Consider the following 18,014-nt stretch of genomic DNA (forward strand, 5'->3'; position numbering starts at 1 on the left):
TTATGAGTAAACAAAATTTAGATTGGTTTGAGCAGCATCAGCATCAAGCACACAACGCTATAAATCCTTGGTTGAAGAGCTTTTTTCAAACGGCACTTCCCCAATCAGGCACCTTATTAAAAGATACACAGTTGTTGGCTTTGGATTTTGAAACCACTGGATTAGATGCCAAAAAAGATGAGATCATATCAATTGGACTTGTCCCTTTTGATATGAATCGTATTTATCTAAAGCAGAGTAGAAGTTGGTTAATTAAGCCAAAGAAAAAATTAAATACAGATTCTGTGGTAATCCATGGCATTACACACTCTGATCTTGAAGATGCGCCGGACCTAAATAAAATATTACCCGAGTTTCTTGAGACCATAGCTGGCAAGATATGCGTAGTGCATTATCGTCAAATTGAGCGGGATTTTTTGAATGCGACCTTTAAACGCCGGTTTGGCGAAGGGATTGTATTTCCGGTCATTGATACGCTACAGATTGAGTGGGAACAACAGAGAAAGATCAGTAGTGGAGTTTGGAATAGACTTAAAGGTAAGCGGCCTGCTTCAGTAAGATTAGGGGCAAGTCGTACTAGGTACAACCTGCCAGCCTATACTCCGCACGATGCCTTGGTTGACGCCATTGCAACAGCAGAACTTTTGCAAGCACAAGTCTCACACCTTTACAGTGATGAGACCCTGCTTGAAGAGCTATGGGTTTAACGCTCTTCCGTCGCCATACCCATTAATAAACTAATGCACATGGCAAGTAGAATAAAGGTAAATGGTAGCGCGGTTGAGATTGCACCTGCTTGCAGTGCCTGAACCGCCTCCGATCCACCTACCCACAACATTGCAACAGCAATTGCACCTTCGATAAATGCCCAGAAGATACGCTGTGGAACTGGCGCATCGAGCTTACCACCAGCAGTGATACTATCGATTACCAACGAACCTGAATCCGATGAAGTCACGAAGAACACCATGACTAGAATAATACCGATGATAGACAGAACGTTACCCATTGGCATCGCATCAAACATCTCAAACATTGCAAGAGATACGTCTGTTAGACCCTTATCACCTAGAATACCAACATGATTAATCACTTGGTCGATAGCCAAACCACCAAAGGTAGACATCCAAACTAGGGTTACTGCTGCCGGAACAAGTAGTACAGCTGTGATGAATTCACGTACAGTACGACCTTTAGAAACGCGAGCGATAAACATACCAACAAATGGGGACCATGAAATCCACCATGCCCAATAGAATACAGTCCAGCCTTGGAACCAAGCTTCATCTTCACGACCATGCGGGTTACTTAGCGGAATAATATTCTCAACATAAGACATTAAAGTAGTAGAAATACTGCTAAATGTTACGTGGTAACCAATAATCATTACTAGAGTTAGTAAAACAAACGCCACGATCATATTGATATTTGATACGACTTTCACACCGCCATCAATACCACGCACTACCGAAATAATGGCCAACAACGTAACAAAGGCGATTACGCCAACTTGCAAGCCAAATCCAGATGTAATCCCAAATACATGGTTAATACCACTAGCAGCCTGTTGTGCACCTAAACCAAGAGATGTTGCTAAACCAAACAAGGTTGCAAGCACCGCTAAGATGTCAACAATATGTCCGGGCCAACCCCAAGTTCTATCACCTAAAATAGGATAAAAAATAGAGCGAATAGACAGCGGAAGACCTTTATTATAGGTAAAGAATGCTAAAGAAAGTGCTACTACCGCGTAAATAGCCCAAGGGTGCAAACCCCAGTGGTACATAGTCGCACCAAGGGCAAGCTTAGCTGCTTCTGGTGAGTTAGCTGCCACGTTGAGTGGCGTATGGTACCAACCAGTGAAGTAAGCAACCGGCTCAGCCACACTCCAGAACATCAGACCGATACCCATGCCTGCGGCAAACAGCATCGCTATCCACGACATCCATGAGTGCTCAGGAACCGCCTCTTTACCACCTAGTCGGATCTTACCGTACGGAGATACGATCAATGCAAAGCAGAAGATAACAAAAATATTACCTGCCCAAATAAACAACACATCAAATGATCCGATAATTTGCCACTTCAAACCATCTAATGCATTCTTTGCTGTGTCGGCGTCCATAAACACCATTGCTAATAAAAACAGAATAGTCAGGCCAGCACTGGTAGAAAATACGGCGTTATGTACATCAAAGCCCCATTTCTGAATGTTATCCTGTCCTATCTGATAATCAGTACTATCGATGCTATATTTATCGATACCCTTAGTCATGCAAACTCCTTATATGCGAGGCATGGGTTGTAATTAACTTACAAGTATACACTAAAATGTGGGCTAAATCTGTAAGATACTGAAAGAACAGTACAAAAATCACCCTAACGAAGACAAACCATACCACCCTGGTACAAGAAGTATGCTGGCCAATACAACTATTTGGATCAAAATAAACGGTATAACGCCGGAGTAGATCTGCGCTGTCGATACTGTTTTCGGTGCTACCCCTTTCAAATAAAATAGACTAAACCCAAAGGGAGGGGTTAAAAACGAGGTCTGTAAATTCATCGCTACCAGAATGGCAAACCACACCATATTAATGCCAAGTAACTCGGCAACAGGTGCAATAATAGGTACGATAATGAAGCATATCTCAACAAAGTCGATGAAGAAGCCAAGTAATAATATTACCAACATGACTAAAATCAGAAATCCCCACTTCTCACCTGGCAGTGCGAGCATCCACTCTTCTACAAGGTAGTCTCCCCCTGTATAAGTAAACGCCATCGAGAACGCCGTTGCTCCAAGCAAGATGGCAAACACCATCGCGGTAACCTTGACCGTTTCCGTAGCAGATTCGTAGATTAATCGCCAACTAAACTGACGGTATACTATTGACAGTACAACCGCTCCTGCCCCACCTAGAGCCGCCGATTCAGTTGGAGTAGCGACACCGGCAAAGATAGACCCAAGAACCACAACGATTAGCGCTAGAGGAGGCACTATCGCTTTGGCCGCGGAGATCCACTGCTCCGATTTTGATAGATCGTCTTGCTGTGGGATCGGTGGCGCAACCTCTGGTTTAAAGTATGCGTATAACGCTATGTATATAACATACGCCAGAACTAATACCACCCCAGGCCATATTGCGGCTTGAAACAGATCACCGACAGGAACACCTAATACATCGCCAAGAAGTATTAGAACAATAGAGGGGGGAATGATCTGCCCCAAAGTACCCGATGCGCAAATCGTACCGCAGGCTAAACGGGTATCATATTGATACTTCAACATAACCGGTAATGAGATTAAGCCCATTGCAACCACTGACGCACCAACCACTCCGGTTGAAGCGGCCAAAAGCGCACCAACCACCACAGTGGATATCGCTATACCACCACGCACACCACCGAATAATCGCCCCATAGCTTCTAGAAGTTGTTCTGCTAAGCGGGTCTTTTGTAAAACTAGCCCCATAAAAATAAACAAGGGAACAGCCATCAAAACCGTATTTTGCATAATAGATTCAATACGATAAGGCATAAAGGCAAACATATCCCAACCTTCTGCCCACACACCAAATATCAACGCAATTCCGCCAAAAGTAAACGCAACTGGGAACCCGAGTAGCAATGCAAGCAGTGCTACAAAAAACATAATAATGCCTATCATTGAGTGCTCTCCTTGCTCTCTTGAATGCGAATAAGTGAGTGACAGATAAGCCCAACGCCACTTATGGCAATAAATAGAAATGAGACTGGAATTGCGGCTTTTATAATCCATCTATAGGCTAAACCGCCTGGGTCTCCCGATTTCTCACCGAGTTCGTAGGCCTGCCAGGCGAAATCAATTCCGTACCATGCAACTAATAGGCTAAAAGGCAATAACCAAACTAAGGTGCCGAGTATGTCAATGGTGGCTTGGGTTTTTACTGAAAAGCGCTCATAGAAGACATCGACCCGAACATGACCGTGGGTCTTTAATGCAAAAGGTACCCCTAGCAAGAAAACGGCGGAAAATAGATGCCACTCCATTTCTTGCATTGCAATTGAAACATCGTTAAATACATATCGCATAACCACGTCATAAACGACGTTAGCCAGCAACAATAAAAACAACACACTCGAGACATGCCCGAGTGTGTTGCAAATTCTATCTAATATAGATTTTAGTGATTTCAGCAAATGACCTCCCTGTCCTGCTGACGCTAGCTTTAATCAAAGCTATTTAGGTAAGCTTTATCGGATATTTCAGTCCATGAACGCACTTGCTTCATATATTCAGCTTGTGACTTTTGGATTTTCTTTGCCATGTCATCTTGTGCAGCATGCTCAACCAACAACTTGTCGTTAGCCGCGCGCAATTGTGTCATAACCTCTGGTGGGAAGTTTTTCACCTGTACATCTGGATACTCAGTTTTGATACTCACCCAGTTTTTACCACTTTCATAAGTAGACTGGGTATACATATCATAAGCTGCAGTTCGCATTGCTACGCGTAAGATCTCTTGCAGATCGGCCGGTAATTTGTCCCATACGCGTTGGTTCACAAGAAATTGCAATTCAGTTCCAGGCTCATGCCAACCTGTATAGTAATACGGCGCTATCTTATGAAAGCCCATACGCAGATCGAGAGAAGGTCCAACCCACTCGAGTGCATCTATGGTTTTTCTTTCTAATGCCGTATAAAGCTCACCCGGTGCAATATTGGTTGGCTTGGCGCCAAGCTCTGCTAGGATTTCCCCTGCAAAACCGGGGATGCGCATCTTTAAGCCTTTTAGGTCGTCGACAGATTTGATCTCTTTTTGAAACCATCCCCCCATTTGTACACCTGTGTTACCACCAGGGAAGGACAACAGATTGTGAGGCTTATACACATCAGCCATCAATTCCATACCTCCACCGTAGTAGAACCAAGAATATTGCTCAGATGCCGTCATACCAAATGGCATAGTGGTAAAATAAAGCGTATTTGGAACCTTACCCTTCCAGTAGTACGAAGCCGAGTGCCCCATATCATACTGACCGGATTTAACCATATCGAACACACCGAGCGGCGCTTTATGCTTGTTTGAAGAATCAATACGGATCTTCAGACGTCCATTCGACATCTTATCCGCCATTGCTGCCATGTTCTTAGTCGCATCACCAAAAATTGGAAAGTTTGGTCCCCAGGTTTCTGCCAGTTTCAAGCGATAAACTTTATCATCAGCGGCAACACTGCTCGCTCCTAACATCCCTATGACTAGCGCTGCACTGCTAATACACGCCGTAAACAACTTTGCTTTGAAAGCCATACACATCTCCATTAATCCATGTACTCCGCAACCGCGGGACTACCTTGTTATATCCTATTCACGCTCATCAATAACATTAAGTTACGTCATTATAAATATGGTCTTAAATTTATGATTTATAAAAGAAAATCATCAAAAATTGCCCTTGAACACGAAATCAAAATTTAACAAGGCAAGATGCTTTATATGGGTCTAGACTTAGCGATCCACTTTAATGAATTTGATCATGAGAGGAGCCTTCACTGTGCGCACCCTTCAGCTTTCGAATCAAAAGATAAGGTTTGGTAAAAAGAGTCGCAGTATCGTCGCGGTAAGCTATTTATTAGCTTCTATCTGGCTAAGTAATTACGCAGACTCATTACAGGGCACACTAGGGATCTTATTTGTGTGTAGCGTGGTAGCTATTGCGGTCATCCATTTTTATCAGCGCAGCATTATCAAGTACACCATTACCGATACCCACTTTCAGCAGCACACCTATAAAGGAGGCTGGGTCGTACAGTGGAATAATATCCATAGCCTTGGTCGTTGTATTAGTAAAGACCCTACAGCTGCCCCACTACCTTGGATAGGTATACGGCTGATCGATCCCAGCCGTTTTATCAGTGGTATTTCACCACGAGTCACCAGCGAGATACTGCTAAGTCAAAGGGCATTGTTGTATCTTGGAGCCAATGAGGCGGATCGCCAGGAAGAGTTTCAAGATCTGGTTTTAGACTCCAGAAACGTGATCTACAGTAAAGGGGAGTTTAAAGGGCTTCAAGCGAGCTTATATAGACGAATGGAGTATCAAAGAGGATTTTGGAACTACGATCTATTTATCGCAATCGCCGATCTAGATAGAGATGCAGATGACTTTATTGGGTTAATGCGGCAGTACTGGGCTGCCGCGAAAGATGACCAACTAACGCTTTAATACAGCGGCATTTCATCAGCAACAAATGGATTTGATGCGCGTTCACTACCAAAGGTAGATTCAGGTCCATGGCCAGGAACAAAACGTGTTTCATTGCCTAATGGCCAAAGCTTTTGTTTAATGGATGCAATCAAGGTATTGAAGTCACCTTTTGGAAAATCAGTACGCCCAACTCCCCCCTTGAACAGCACATCACCTACAAAAGCCAGCTTAGCATCGACATTATATAGAACAACGTGGCCTGGGGTATGGCCTGGAGTATGAAGAACGTTTAGGCTTTGATTGCCAAAAATCACAGTGTCACCTTCATCGAGCCAGACACTGGGTTCAAATGCTTCGGTTAATGGAAAGCCAAACATCTGACTTTGCCCTTCAAGGCTTTGCAACCAAAAGTTATCTTCTTTGTGTGGACCAACAATAGGTACGTTTAATACCTCAGATAACTCTTCACTTCCACCAACATGGTCAAGGTGTCCGTGGGTCAGAACCAGCTTTTCAATATCAACCCCCATCTCCTTGATCAGAGCCGCCAACTGTTTCACATCACCACCGGGATCGATCACGACACCTTTCATGGTTTCATCACACCATACGATAGAGCAATTTTGAGAAAAACTGGTTACAGGAACTACTTGATATTGAAGGGTCATAACTTACCTAAACGACTATTTTAACTAGCATCGACTATGACAGTAATGCCTTTTAAACTCAAGGTTATCCGTGCCAAAAACGAACACGACCGGTGTCGATGTGTACAAATCGACTGCCCGGATAGTACCCGACACCACCAGCCTTAATCGATAACGCAGCGTCATGAACATCGGAGATATCCACTCCAGCAATCCTAAAATCAATGGCACGCCCTTGCATATGTAAACTGCGCTTGGCAACACCACCATGAGAATGGGCTCTTAGCATCGCATTGGTTTTTGGTGAACGATATCCAGAGATGATCTGCACCTCTGCATCGGTTTCCAGCACCTGTTGAATTGCGCTAAGTTGAGTAAGCAAGCGTTTATCCATTGGATGGATTTCATTGCGGCGGAAGTCACGGCAGATATGATTAACTCTTTGTAGCTCCGTATTCACAAAATGACCCGCATTAAAATAACAAGTATTTAGCGATTCGCCCGTATGCAGATTATTAAACTGCAACGTTCTGTTTTGTTGTTGTATTTTCGGGGACATGTTCGCCAGGCTTGGCATTGCGACTAGCGCAGACGCACCTGCTGCCAGTTTTAAAAATTGTCTTCTATCTACCACTACTTGCCTCAATCTTATGCATCAAACTGAATAAAACAGCCACGCACTTTACTGGATGTATAATTTTTAGGCAAATAATATTGTGTATTTTTTGTACAAGCTTATATTTCACCCCTCTTGATTAGCAAACTCAAACTCATTGTTTGACAAGCTGCTTCGAATTTGGATTTTTATCGTATCCATACACATCATCCCTAAAGTGAATCTTCCCATCATCAACCCATGATGTTTGATAGATAAGATGGACTGGAATTCTGCGTTTAAGGGGCACTCTTGAATTAGACGAACGCTTTGAGGGTGTGATATTTGACTGTCTAAACCCTTGTGTTTTAGACAGTGTCGAGGCAAATTTTGCCGCATGCTGCACGCGGATACAGCCAGAACTAAATGCCCTAGAGGGCTTATCAAAAAGATGTTTTGATGGAGTGTCGTGAAGATAAATAGCACGGCGATTTGGGGTGTTAAATTTATACACTCCTAACGCGTTTTTTGAACCCGACTGCTGTCGCATTCGATATGGAAACGTTTTTGGATTTACCCTTCTCCAATCAATCACATTATGATCGATAACCTTAGGATTGCTCCACCCCTTTATCACCTGAATACCGCGGCTACTCAAATATTTGGGGTTATAACGAAGGGATGGAATAATATCTTCACGCATAATCTTAGGCGGTATGTTCCATGTAGGGTTGAGAACCACAGAGTCCATTTTTATAGATAACATTGGCGTTTTACGAGATTGCTTACCAATGATGACTCTCGAAGAAAATGCCTTATTGCCCCTGAAGAAATAATCTAGTTCGAAGCTCGGTAGATTAACCAATACCACCGAGTCTCTTTGGGTTGGCCACAACATAGTTCGCTCTGCATTTAGAGCTAATCTGCGAATCCGCTCTTCGATAGGATAATTCAACCAAGCAATGGTATTTGGTCCAATAACACCATCACTGGATAAGCCATGTTGTTTTTGAAATTGCTTAACTATCAATTCCAGATCACGGCTATACCAGTCCTTACTTGTATCCACTTTAGAGACCACTAATCCAGCCAGCGCAAGCTTACGTAGCAATAGCGCTCTATCGTGTAATACATCCCCAACCCTAACTAGAGAGTTGGCTGAGTAGTCGCTTCCATCTTGTTGTGCCATTTGCAGGTGTTTAATCGCTAAGCTATACGCCTGATAGGGCTCATTATCTAGACCCAGCGCCCCTAAAAAAGGTGTGAGCTTATTATTGCGCATGGCGCTAATCAGTCGAGCTTGGTCATCAAGCGTTGGCTGCGGCCAATATTGAGGTATCCCTTGGCCAAACAGCCATGTATCTTTATTTTCCAACAATCGAGAACGATAGCTCAAAATAATCAGTAAGGTATCTGTCGCTACCAGATCAAACTTAAAATAATCTTGTTGCTGTCGCAGTCTATTCAACTGCCTAAAACGACGTTCAAATATCGGAGAGATCTGTGCAAGTGACAGTATTTCTATGGTGCCGGTTATCAGTAACTGATCTTCCAGTTGCAGCCAAATAAGCTTATGATTTTGTTGGTTATAAATATTTTGAACCAGTTGAGGATATTGCAATAACTGCCCCAGATCTTGCTCCGGTGTTACCCATCCCAATCTATGTAGCATAGTTTTCTCAGGCGCAGCAGATACTGTCACACTAAGCATGACCAACAGTAGAGCTATCAGCGGCAGTTTATATAACCCCATATCACCTACTTGAAGTACTGAGAAAGTACATCAAGTATGGCAAACATAATCAGATTTAACGAATTACAATAACGATCTTACACTTTTCAATTATACGACCAACTTAGGGCTAATTCTTGTTAACACTCGGCTCATTTTTGTGTGGCTACACGATACAAAAGCGGGGTTTCGCGCTATTTAATCTGATTTTGTTAGCAAATTAAACCACAAAAAAAGGAAGCCGAGCTTCCTTGTTTGATACTGATAGCGACAACCGACAAACCTACAGATCCAGATCGTGCTTCCCATGCGCCGCCTTAGCTTTAAGGTAACTTTCGTTGCCGTGTTTCACATGCGCCATGGTATTTATAACTTCTACTATTTCTATCCCAAAGTCTTTGAGATCTCGGATTTTCTTGGGGTTATTGGTCACTAAGCGAATCTGTTGTACATCCAAGGCTTTTAGCATTTGAGCCGCTTCTTCAAAATCACGCAGATCATCAGCAAATCCTAGATGATTATTCGCTTCGTAGGTATTCATCCCTTCGCTCTGCAAGCGGTACGCATCTATTTTATTGTATAAGCCAATACCACGCCCTTCTTGGCGAAGATAGAGCAGTATTCCACCCTCTACTGCCATCTTGTTGATGGTCTCATCGAGCTGTTCGCCACAATCACAACGTGAAGAATGAAACACATCGCCGGTTAGGCACTCCGAGTGCATCCTAACGATAGGGGTAGCTTGTTGACTGTCTGCCGAGTTGAATATCAGGGCAACATGCTCTTTATCTGTTTTAAGCCCATGAAATGAAAGCAATTCTGTATCTATATTGCTCTTGATACCAACCTTTAGATTAACTCGCGCTCTAATCTCTGCCATTACTGCTCTCTAGTCTTATGCGTCTTATTCTCAAATAGGGGCGATGATACGCAAATTCAAGACCTTGATCCATATCAATTAAAAAAGCCGAGCTAAATGCTCGGCTTTTAATCAGTTTATTGCGTAATATTACTCGCCATCAGTATCTGGGTTTGATTGTTGTTCCGAAGAACCCTCTACTGGGCTTTCTTGTTCAACATCTTCCAACATCTCGGCTTCTTCGACTTCATCGATACGTTGCAGTGCAACAACGTTTTCGTCTTCCGAGGTGCGGATAATGGTAACACCTTGGGTATTACGCCCCACTTGGCTAACCTCAGCAACACGGCTACGTACTAGAGTTCCGCCGTCAGTGATGACCATAAACTCGTCACCATCTTCCGTTTGAACCGCACCGACTACACTGCCATTTCGATCAGAGACTTTGATAGATACAACACCTTGTGTTGCACGACTCTTAGCTGGGTATTCATCAAGTACAGTACGCTTACCATAGCCATTTTCAGTGATAGTAAGAATGTCGCCATCGTTGTGTGGAACAATTAGCGATACAACCTTATCATCATTAACTAGCTTAATACCGCGAACACCTGCTGCTGTACGACCCATACCACGAACTTGAGATTCGTTGAAGCGAACCACTTTGCCCGCTTTAGAGAACAGCATAATGTCGTTGTCACTGTTAGTGATATCAACGCCAATTAGGCTATCTTCATCGCGCAGATTAACTGCAATCAAGCCATTGCTGCGTACGTTGGCAAATTGATCCAGAGACGTTTTCTTAACGGTACCATCGGCTGTTGCCATAAAGATGAATTTATCATCAGTAAACTCTGACACCGGTAAGATAGCCGTAATACGCTCATTATCTTCTAACGGAAGGATATTCACGATTGGCTTACCACGAGCTGTACGGCTAGCTAATGGCAATTGGTACACTTTCAAGCGATAGGTCTTACCGCGAGTTGAGAAGCACAGGATATTATCGTGAGTATTGGCAACTAATAGACGCTCGATGTAATCTTCATCTTTCATCTTAGTCGCGCTCTTACCTTTACCACCACGGCGCTGCGCTTCGTAGTCACTTAGGATTTGATACTTAACGTAGCCTTCGTGAGAAAGGGTAACAACAACATCTTCTTGTGCAATCAGCTCTTCCAGATCGATATCATGAGAAGCGGCAGTAATTTCAGTACGACGAGCATCACCATACCCTTCGCGAATAGCATGAAGCTCTTCTACGATCACTTCCATCAAGCGCTCTGTGCTTGCAAGGATGTGCATTAATTCTGCGATTTCTTCTAATAGTCCTCGATATTCATCAAGGATTTTTTCATGTTCTAGACCGGTTAACTTTTGTAGACGCAAATCTAGAATAGCTTGCGCTTGTTGCTCGGTTAGATAGTACTGGCCGTCACGGATACCGAATTGCTCTTCAAGCCATTCTGGACGTGCAGCATCAGTACCGGCGCGCTCAAGCATGGTCGAAACTAGACCTAGATCCCAGCCTCTCGCAATCAAACCTTGCTTCGCTTCCGCAGGCGTTGGCGCCTTACGGATAAGCTCGATAATCTCATCTATATTGGCTAGAGCAAGCGCTAAGCCTTCAAGGATATGAGCACGATCACGCGCTTTGCGTAATTCAAAGATAGTACGACGAGTAACCACTTCACGGCGGTGATCAACAAATGCTTTTAGCATTTCTTTAAGGTTGAAGTGTTTAGGTTGGCCTTTATCTAGCGCAACCATATTGATACCAAACGTAGTCTGCAGCTGCGTATGTGCATACAGGTTATTTAGAACAACCTCACCCACTGCATCACGCTTGCATTCAATAACAATACGCATGCCATCTTTATCCGACTCATCACGCAGTGCACTAATGCCTTCAACTTTCTTATCTTTTACCAGCTCTGCAATTTTTTCAATCAAGCGAGCCTTGTTTACCTGGTAAGGGAGCTCAGTAACAATGATGGTTTCACGACCATTCTTTGCAACTTCTACACTGCCTTTAGCACGCATATAAACCTTACCACGGCCAGTTTTATAAGCATCGATGATGCCTTTGCGACCATTAATAAGTGCTGCGGTAGGGAAGTCAGGTCCTGGGATATATTCCATCAACTGGTCGATGGTAATCTCTTCGTTTTCTATAAACGCAAGGCAACCATCGATAACCTCTGTCAGGTTATGCGGTGGAATGTTGGTTGCCATACCTACAGCGATACCCGACGAACCATTAACTAATAAGTTAGGAACTCGTGTCGGTAGTACAGCAGGGATCTGCTCAGTACCATCGTAGTTTGGTACATAATCAACGGTGTCTTTTTCAAGGTCTGCTAACAGTTCATGAGCAATCTTAGACATGCGTACTTCGGTGTAACGCATTGCCGCGGCGGAGTCACCATCGATAGAACCAAAGTTACCTTGGCCATCAGCAAGCATATAGCGAAGTGCGAACGGTTGAGCCATACGTACGATAGTATCGTATACAGCACTATCACCATGTGGGTGATATTTACCGATTACGTCCCCTACTACACGGGCAGATTTTTTATACGGTTTATTCCAATCATTACCTAATACATTCATCGCGAACAAAACGCGACGGTGCACAGGCTTTAAGCCGTCTCTTACATCCGGCAGTGCACGGCCAACAATAACTGACATAGCATAGTCAAGGTATGACCCTCGAAGCTCATCTTCTATATTAACCGGTGTGATCTCTTTTGCTAGATCGCTCATAGAGCATTATCCCTCGACTGTTAGATCGTCTTTAAAATCCTATAAGAATCTAAAAAATATAACACAATTTTACCCACTCTGGCATTACTTTCCTTGGTGATAACCTAGGCTGTGACCTCTCATTGAGTTCAGATGCACATAAATTAAACTAATCACCATTATTGGTATGAAAAACAACCATCTTTCTAGTATTGATTTATCGATAATATTGGACAAACTTGCAAGCCAAGCGACAAGTTAAACCTTTTGTTACTGCAGGCCATTCTTGAATGGGGTTATAATGCAACAAAATTGCTAACTCAATCGTAGATATGACTCAGGGAAAAAACGTAGACCTCGCCGAAATCAAAAAATTTGAAGACCTGGCCTCTCGCTGGTGGGACAAGCATGGTGAATTCAAACCTCTCCACCAGATAAACCCTCTTCGCTTACAGTATGTACAAGACAACGCTCAGGGAATATTTGGTAAAACAATCCTCGACGTTGGTTGTGGTGGCGGGATATTGGCTGAGAGTATGGCCCTTGAAGGTGCCAAAGTCACTGGGTTGGATATGGGAAAAGAACCCTTAGAAGTCGCAAGACTGCATGCATTAGAGTCTGGAGCCGATGTAAAGTATATCCGCACCACTGTTGAGGAGCATGCACACCAAAACCCTGAATCCTATGATGTCGTTACCTGTATGGAAATGATTGAACATGTACCAGATCCGATGTCGGTCATTGCATCTTGCGCAGCCTTGGTCAAACCCGGTGGCCATGTGTTCTTCTCTACCCTCAATCGTAATCCTAAGTCGTATTTGTTTGCGATAGTCGGTGCAGAAAAAATACTACGTCTACTGCCTGAGGGCACTCACGACTATGATAAGTTTCTCAAACCGTCTGAACTAATAAAGTTCATTGATAATACCACTTTGCAAGAACAAGGAATTACCGGCATCGGATACCAACTGTTAAGCGACAGTTACCGATTATGTAAAAATGTGGATGTGAACTATATAGTACACACTCACAAACCGGCTTAATCTCAACAACATATCAGCCCCTTTTATTGGGGCTTTTTTCAGCCTGCTGCAGCACGTAACTTTCCCTCACCTCGCTCAAATTCCTTGATAAAGATCAAGTAATTTATTTTTTAGCAAGTACAAATTTGATTCATTGACTAGCCTCGAAAAAGTACAAGTCAAATAGGGGTTAAATCGCAAGGTAAGTGATCGCTAACTGAAATATTTAATGCACCTGTTATCCACAACATATCATCCCAGCAAAAACTTGAAAACAACCAACAACCGCACTATCTTGTAACGCATTAGAGGTTAACCCCCTACATGTAGTGTTTTTAGCTTAAACCTAAGCTAGACTTGGATCACAAAGTCACGTAAAAATCATAGCTAATATTGATAAATGTGGCTTTCATCGTTGATGTTATGGATATCTAACAGAATGAACCAAAATCTTACCGTCACCAAGCGTCAGGGACGCACAGAACCTATCGATCTTGAGAAGATCCACCGCGTGATCACGTGGGCTGCCGAAGGACTCAATAACGTCTCTGTTTCTCAGGTAGAACTTAAGTCTCAAATCCAATTCTATGACGGTATCACTACGTCAGATATTCATGAGACCATGATTAAGGCATCTGCTGACCTTATCTCAGAAGAAACCCCTGATTATCAATATCTCGCTGCGCGACTTGCTGTGTTCCATTTGCGTAAGAAAGCCTACGGCCAATATGAGCCGCCAACATTATTTGATCATGTCTCTAAACTCGTAGACATGGGCAAATATGATAAACACTTGATGGAAGATTATTCTCGTGAAGAGTTTGAGGTACTGAACTCTTACATCGACCACAAGCGTGACCTTGATTTCTCATACGCAGCCGTCAAGCAGTTAGAAGGAAAGTACTTTGTACAAAACCGAGTATCTAAAGAAATCTATGAAAGTGCTCAGTTTCTATACATCTTAGTTGCTGCTTGTCTATTCTCTAAGTATCCACGTGATACCCGTTTAGACTATATTCGTCGTTTCTACGATGCAGTATCAACCTTCAAGATATCTCTGCCAACACCAATTATGGCGGGCGTTCGTACCCCTACTCGTCAATTTAGCTCATGTGTATTGATTGAATGTGGAGATAGCCTAGATTCTATCAATGCCACCGCAAGTTCTATCGTACGCTATGTCTCTCAGCGCGCTGGTATCGGTATCAATGCCGGGCGTATCCGCGCTTTAGGCTCTGAAATCCGTGGCGGCGAAGCCTTCCATACTGGTTGTATCCCGTTTTATAAATACTTCCAGACTTCAGTAAAATGTTGCTCTCAAGGCGGCGTACGTGGCGGTGCAGCTACTGTGTTCTATCCATTGTGGCATGGCGAAGTTCAAAACCTATTGGTGCTGAAAAACAACCGTGGCGTCGAAGAGAACCGCGTTCGTCATATGGACTACGGCGTTCAACTTAATAAGCTAATGTACAGCCGATTAATTGAAGGTGGCAACATCAGCCTGTTTTCTCCATCGGATGTACCTGGCCTATATGATGCTTTCTTCCAGGATCAAGACGAATTTGAACGTCTATACGCTCAATACGAAGCTGACCCAAGCATTAAAAAAGAGCAAGTTAAAGCGCTGGAATTGTTCAGCATCTTGATGCAAGAGCGCGCATCAACAGGTCGTATCTATATCCAGAACGTAGACCACTGCAATACGCATAGCCCGTTTGACGCGAGCGTTGCGCCCGTGCGCCAATCAAATCTCTGTTTAGAGATTGCACTTCCAACTAAACCACTGAACAATGTAGATGACGAGAACGGCGAAATAGCCCTATGTACGCTATCTGCATTTAACCTCGGTGCTATTAATGAGTTAGATGATCTCGCAGAACTGTCTGATCTCGTGGTTCGTGCCCTTGACGCCCTACTCGATTATCAAGACTACCCTCTACCAGCGGCGCGTATCTCGACTATGAATCGTCGCACCTTGGGTGTCGGTGTTATTAACTACGCTTACTATCTCGCTAAGAACGGCGTTAAATATTCTGACGGTAGTGCAAATGCCTTGACCCATCGCACCTTCGAAGCGATCCAGTATCACCTGTTAAAAGCGTCTGTAAAATTAGCCAAAGAACAAGGGGCATGTCCTTCGTTCCACGAAACGACATACTCGCAAGGTATCTTGCCTATAGACACCTACAAGAGCTCTATCGATAGTATCGTTGAACAAGAGTTACAGTACGACTGGGAATCACTACGTAGTGAAATCAAGCAGCATGGTTTACGCAACTCGACGCTAACTGCGCTAATGCCTTCTGAGACCTCATCTCAGATATCTAACGCAACCAACGGCATTGAACCGCCACGAGGTTACGTTTCGGTTAAGGCATCAAAAGATGGCATTCTCAAGCAAGTTGTGCCTGAGTTTACTAAGTACAAACAGAACTACGAACTGTTGTGGAATATTCCGAATAATAACGGTTATATAAACCTAGTTGGTATCATGCAGAAATTTGTCGATCAATCGATTTCAGCAAACACCAACTACGATCCAAACAACTATGAAAGCGGTAAGGTTCCTATGAAGCAACTGCTTCGTGACCTATTAACTGCGTATAAGTATGGTGTAAAGACACTCTACTACCACAATACTCGTGATGGTGCTAAAGATGACCAAAACAGCGTTGTTGTTGAAGAAGACGATTGCGCTGGCGGCGGTTGCAAGATCTAGATTTAAGCTGTGGGAGCAACAGCTCCCCTATTAACGTGACATTTAAAGGATAATTCGAGGTTCAGATGGCCTATAGCACTTTTACCCAAAATAAAAACGACCAGCTTAAAGAGCCAATGTTTCTGGGTCAGCCGGTTAACGTTGCTCGTTATGACCAACAAAAGTTTGAAATATTTGAGAAGCTTATTGAAAAGCAATTGTCGTTTTTCTGGCGTCCTGAAGAAGTGGATGTGTCCAGTGATAGAATCGACTATAACAAGCTTCCAGACCATGAAAAACACATCTTTATCAGTAACTTAAAATATCAAACGCTACTCGACTCAATTCAAGGGCGCAGCCCGAATGTGGCACTACTTCCGCTAGTTTCATTGCCAGAATTAGAAACTTGGATTGAAACATGGTCTTTCTCAGAGACGATTCACTCTCGTTCTTATACCCATATCATACGTAATATTGTGAACGAGCCCTCGGTTGTATTTGATGATATCGTTGAGAACGAACATATTCTTAAGCGTGCCAAAGATATCGCACATTATTACGACAAACTGATTGAAATGAGCAACGATTATCATCGCTACGGTGAAGGTCAGCACGACATTAATGGTGAGAGTGTAGATGTCAGCTTATACGGATTGAAAAAGCAGCTTTATCTATGTTTGATGTCCGTAAATGCCCTTGAAGCCATTCGTTTCTACGTTAGCTTCGCTTGTTCTTTTGCATTTGCAGAACGCGAACTAATGGAAGGCAATGCCAAAATCATTAAGCTTATCGCTCGTGATGAAGCGCTACACCTTTCTGGTACGCAGCATATGATTAATCTATTACGTAATGGTCAAGATGACTTTGCTTTCCTGCAGATTGCTGAAGAGCTAAAAGAACAAAGCATTGCTATCTTCAAAGATGCAGCGGAACAAGAAAAAGAATGGGCGGAATACCTGTTTAAAGATGGCTCAATGATCGGTCTAAACAAAGATATTCTGTGCCAGTATGTTGAGTATATTACCAATATTCGAATGCAAGCAGTTGGACTTCCTTCTGTATATCCAGAAGCAACCAACAACCCGATCCCATGGATCAATGCATGGCTCTCTTCTGACAACGTACAAGTAGCACCTCAAGAGGCAGAAATCAGCTCTTATCTCGTAGGTCAAATTGACAATGAAATATCGGCTGATGACTTTGAGGATTTCGAGCTGTAACAATGCATAAAGTCACCATTAATAAAGCAACCCATCTGGTAAATTCTAAAAACTCTACACTTTTAGAATCGATGGAGTTATCTGGTTTAAAACCGGAATATAACTGTCGAGATGGGCACTGTGGCGCTTGTCGTTGTACGTTAGAACGCGGTGAAGTCGAATACATTGGCTTTGCCATGGCCTACCTTAAACAAGGTGAGATACTTCCCTGTATCTGTCGCGCTAAAGGTGACGTGAATCTAGAGCAAGTAAATCTGCACAATCGGGTAGAACATGTCTCTTAAATAAAAACGCTCTGCCAAAG

At 43.3% G+C, this 18,014-nt stretch carries 15 protein-coding genes; 6 read left to right on the forward strand and 9 right to left on the reverse strand.

All coding sequences use genetic code 11. From position 1 onward, the window contains the following. Window positions 1-2: 2 nt before the first annotated feature. Window positions 3-707 carry a 3'-5' exonuclease gene (locus OCU28_RS06115; protein WP_261815336.1) on the forward strand — a complete coding sequence of 235 codons (705 nt, stop codon included), beginning with the start codon at window positions 3-5 and terminating at the stop codon, window positions 705-707. Here the strand turns inward: OCU28_RS06115 and OCU28_RS06120 are convergent. The 4 genes from OCU28_RS06120 to OCU28_RS06135 all read right to left on the reverse strand — a co-directional run bounded on the left by OCU28_RS06120 (window position 704) and on the right by OCU28_RS06135 (window position 5,234). Further along, a complete protein-coding gene (locus OCU28_RS06120) occupies window positions 704-2,275 on the reverse strand; it encodes a BCCT family transporter (RefSeq protein ID WP_261815337.1) in 1,572 nt (523 codons plus the stop codon). The two genes, OCU28_RS06115 and OCU28_RS06120, sit on opposite strands and share 4 nt — an antisense overlap. Window positions 2,276-2,374: 99 nt before the next feature. Then, window positions 2,375-3,670: a TRAP transporter large permease gene (locus OCU28_RS06125; RefSeq protein WP_261815338.1), complete on the reverse strand. Its 1,296-nt coding sequence runs from the start codon at window positions 3,668-3,670 to the stop codon at window positions 2,375-2,377. Next, the gene (locus tag OCU28_RS06130; RefSeq protein WP_390623755.1) at window positions 3,667-4,182 is read right to left on the reverse strand and encodes a TRAP transporter small permease subunit; all 516 of its coding nucleotides are present in this window, start codon (window positions 4,180-4,182) and stop codon (window positions 3,667-3,669) included. Before OCU28_RS06130 ends, OCU28_RS06125 begins: the two co-directional genes overlap by 4 nt. A gap of 29 nt (window positions 4,183-4,211) precedes the next feature. After that, window positions 4,212-5,234, reverse strand: coding sequence for a TRAP transporter substrate-binding protein (locus tag OCU28_RS06135; RefSeq protein ID WP_261817446.1), 1,023 nt, complete (start codon window positions 5,232-5,234; stop codon window positions 4,212-4,214). A gap of 304 nt (window positions 5,235-5,538) precedes the next feature. Here OCU28_RS06135 and OCU28_RS06140 point away from each other — a divergent pair, with 304 nt between their 5' ends. Next, window positions 5,539-6,210, forward strand: a complete 672-nt coding sequence (locus OCU28_RS06140) for a DUF2982 domain-containing protein (RefSeq protein WP_261815339.1) — start codon at window positions 5,539-5,541, stop codon at window positions 6,208-6,210. On the opposite strand, the gene OCU28_RS06145 is transcribed toward OCU28_RS06140, so the two are convergent. The 5 genes from OCU28_RS06145 to gyrA all read right to left on the reverse strand — a co-directional run bounded on the left by OCU28_RS06145 (window position 6,207) and on the right by gyrA (window position 12,791). Next, complete coding sequence (locus tag OCU28_RS06145; protein WP_261815340.1) at window positions 6,207-6,860, reverse strand: MBL fold metallo-hydrolase; 654 nt, start codon at window positions 6,858-6,860, stop codon at window positions 6,207-6,209. The genes OCU28_RS06140 and OCU28_RS06145 overlap by 4 nt on opposite strands. A 64-nt stretch (window positions 6,861-6,924) precedes the next feature. Then, a complete protein-coding gene (locus tag OCU28_RS06150) occupies window positions 6,925-7,416 on the reverse strand; it encodes a DUF882 domain-containing protein (protein ID WP_261817447.1) in 492 nt (163 codons plus the stop codon). Window positions 7,417-7,609: 193 nt separating this feature from the next. Beyond that, window positions 7,610-9,187, reverse strand: a complete 1,578-nt coding sequence (locus tag OCU28_RS06155; RefSeq protein WP_261815341.1) for a L,D-transpeptidase family protein — start codon at window positions 9,185-9,187, stop codon at window positions 7,610-7,612. Window positions 9,188-9,449: 262 nt separating this feature from the next. Further along, entirely contained in the window at window positions 9,450-10,046 is a 597-nt protein-coding gene (locus OCU28_RS06160; RefSeq protein ID WP_261815342.1) for a GTP cyclohydrolase II, read from the reverse strand. A gap of 129 nt (window positions 10,047-10,175) precedes the next feature. After that, window positions 10,176-12,791 carry a DNA topoisomerase (ATP-hydrolyzing) subunit A gene (gene gyrA / locus OCU28_RS06165; RefSeq protein ID WP_261815343.1) on the reverse strand — a complete coding sequence of 872 codons (2,616 nt, stop codon included), beginning with the start codon at window positions 12,789-12,791 and terminating at the stop codon, window positions 10,176-10,178. A 311-nt stretch (window positions 12,792-13,102) separates the two neighbouring features. On the opposite strand from gyrA, the gene ubiG reads away from it, so the two are divergent. The 4 genes from ubiG (at window position 13,103) to yfaE (ending at window position 17,994) form a co-directional block, all read left to right on the forward strand. Then, on the forward strand, window positions 13,103-13,813 hold the full coding sequence (gene ubiG / locus OCU28_RS06170; RefSeq protein ID WP_261815344.1) for a bifunctional 2-polyprenyl-6-hydroxyphenol methylase/3-demethylubiquinol 3-O-methyltransferase UbiG: 711 nt from the start codon (window positions 13,103-13,105) through the stop codon (window positions 13,811-13,813). A gap of 418 nt (window positions 13,814-14,231) precedes the next feature. Beyond that, window positions 14,232-16,511, forward strand: a complete 2,280-nt coding sequence (gene nrdA, locus OCU28_RS06175) for a class 1a ribonucleoside-diphosphate reductase subunit alpha (protein WP_261815345.1) — start codon at window positions 14,232-14,234, stop codon at window positions 16,509-16,511. 65 nt (window positions 16,512-16,576) lie between these two features. Continuing rightward, window positions 16,577-17,710, forward strand: a complete 1,134-nt coding sequence (nrdB, locus tag OCU28_RS06180; RefSeq protein ID WP_261815346.1) for a class Ia ribonucleoside-diphosphate reductase subunit beta — start codon at window positions 16,577-16,579, stop codon at window positions 17,708-17,710. A 2-nt stretch (window positions 17,711-17,712) separates the two neighbouring features. Continuing rightward, window positions 17,713-17,994, forward strand: a complete 282-nt coding sequence (yfaE, locus tag OCU28_RS06185) for a class I ribonucleotide reductase maintenance protein YfaE (RefSeq protein WP_261815347.1) — start codon at window positions 17,713-17,715, stop codon at window positions 17,992-17,994. Window positions 17,995-18,014: the final 20 nt, after the last annotated feature.

The organism is Vibrio gallicus (assembly GCF_024346875.1).
GTDB lineage: Bacteria > Pseudomonadota > Gammaproteobacteria > Enterobacterales > Vibrionaceae > Vibrio > Vibrio gallicus.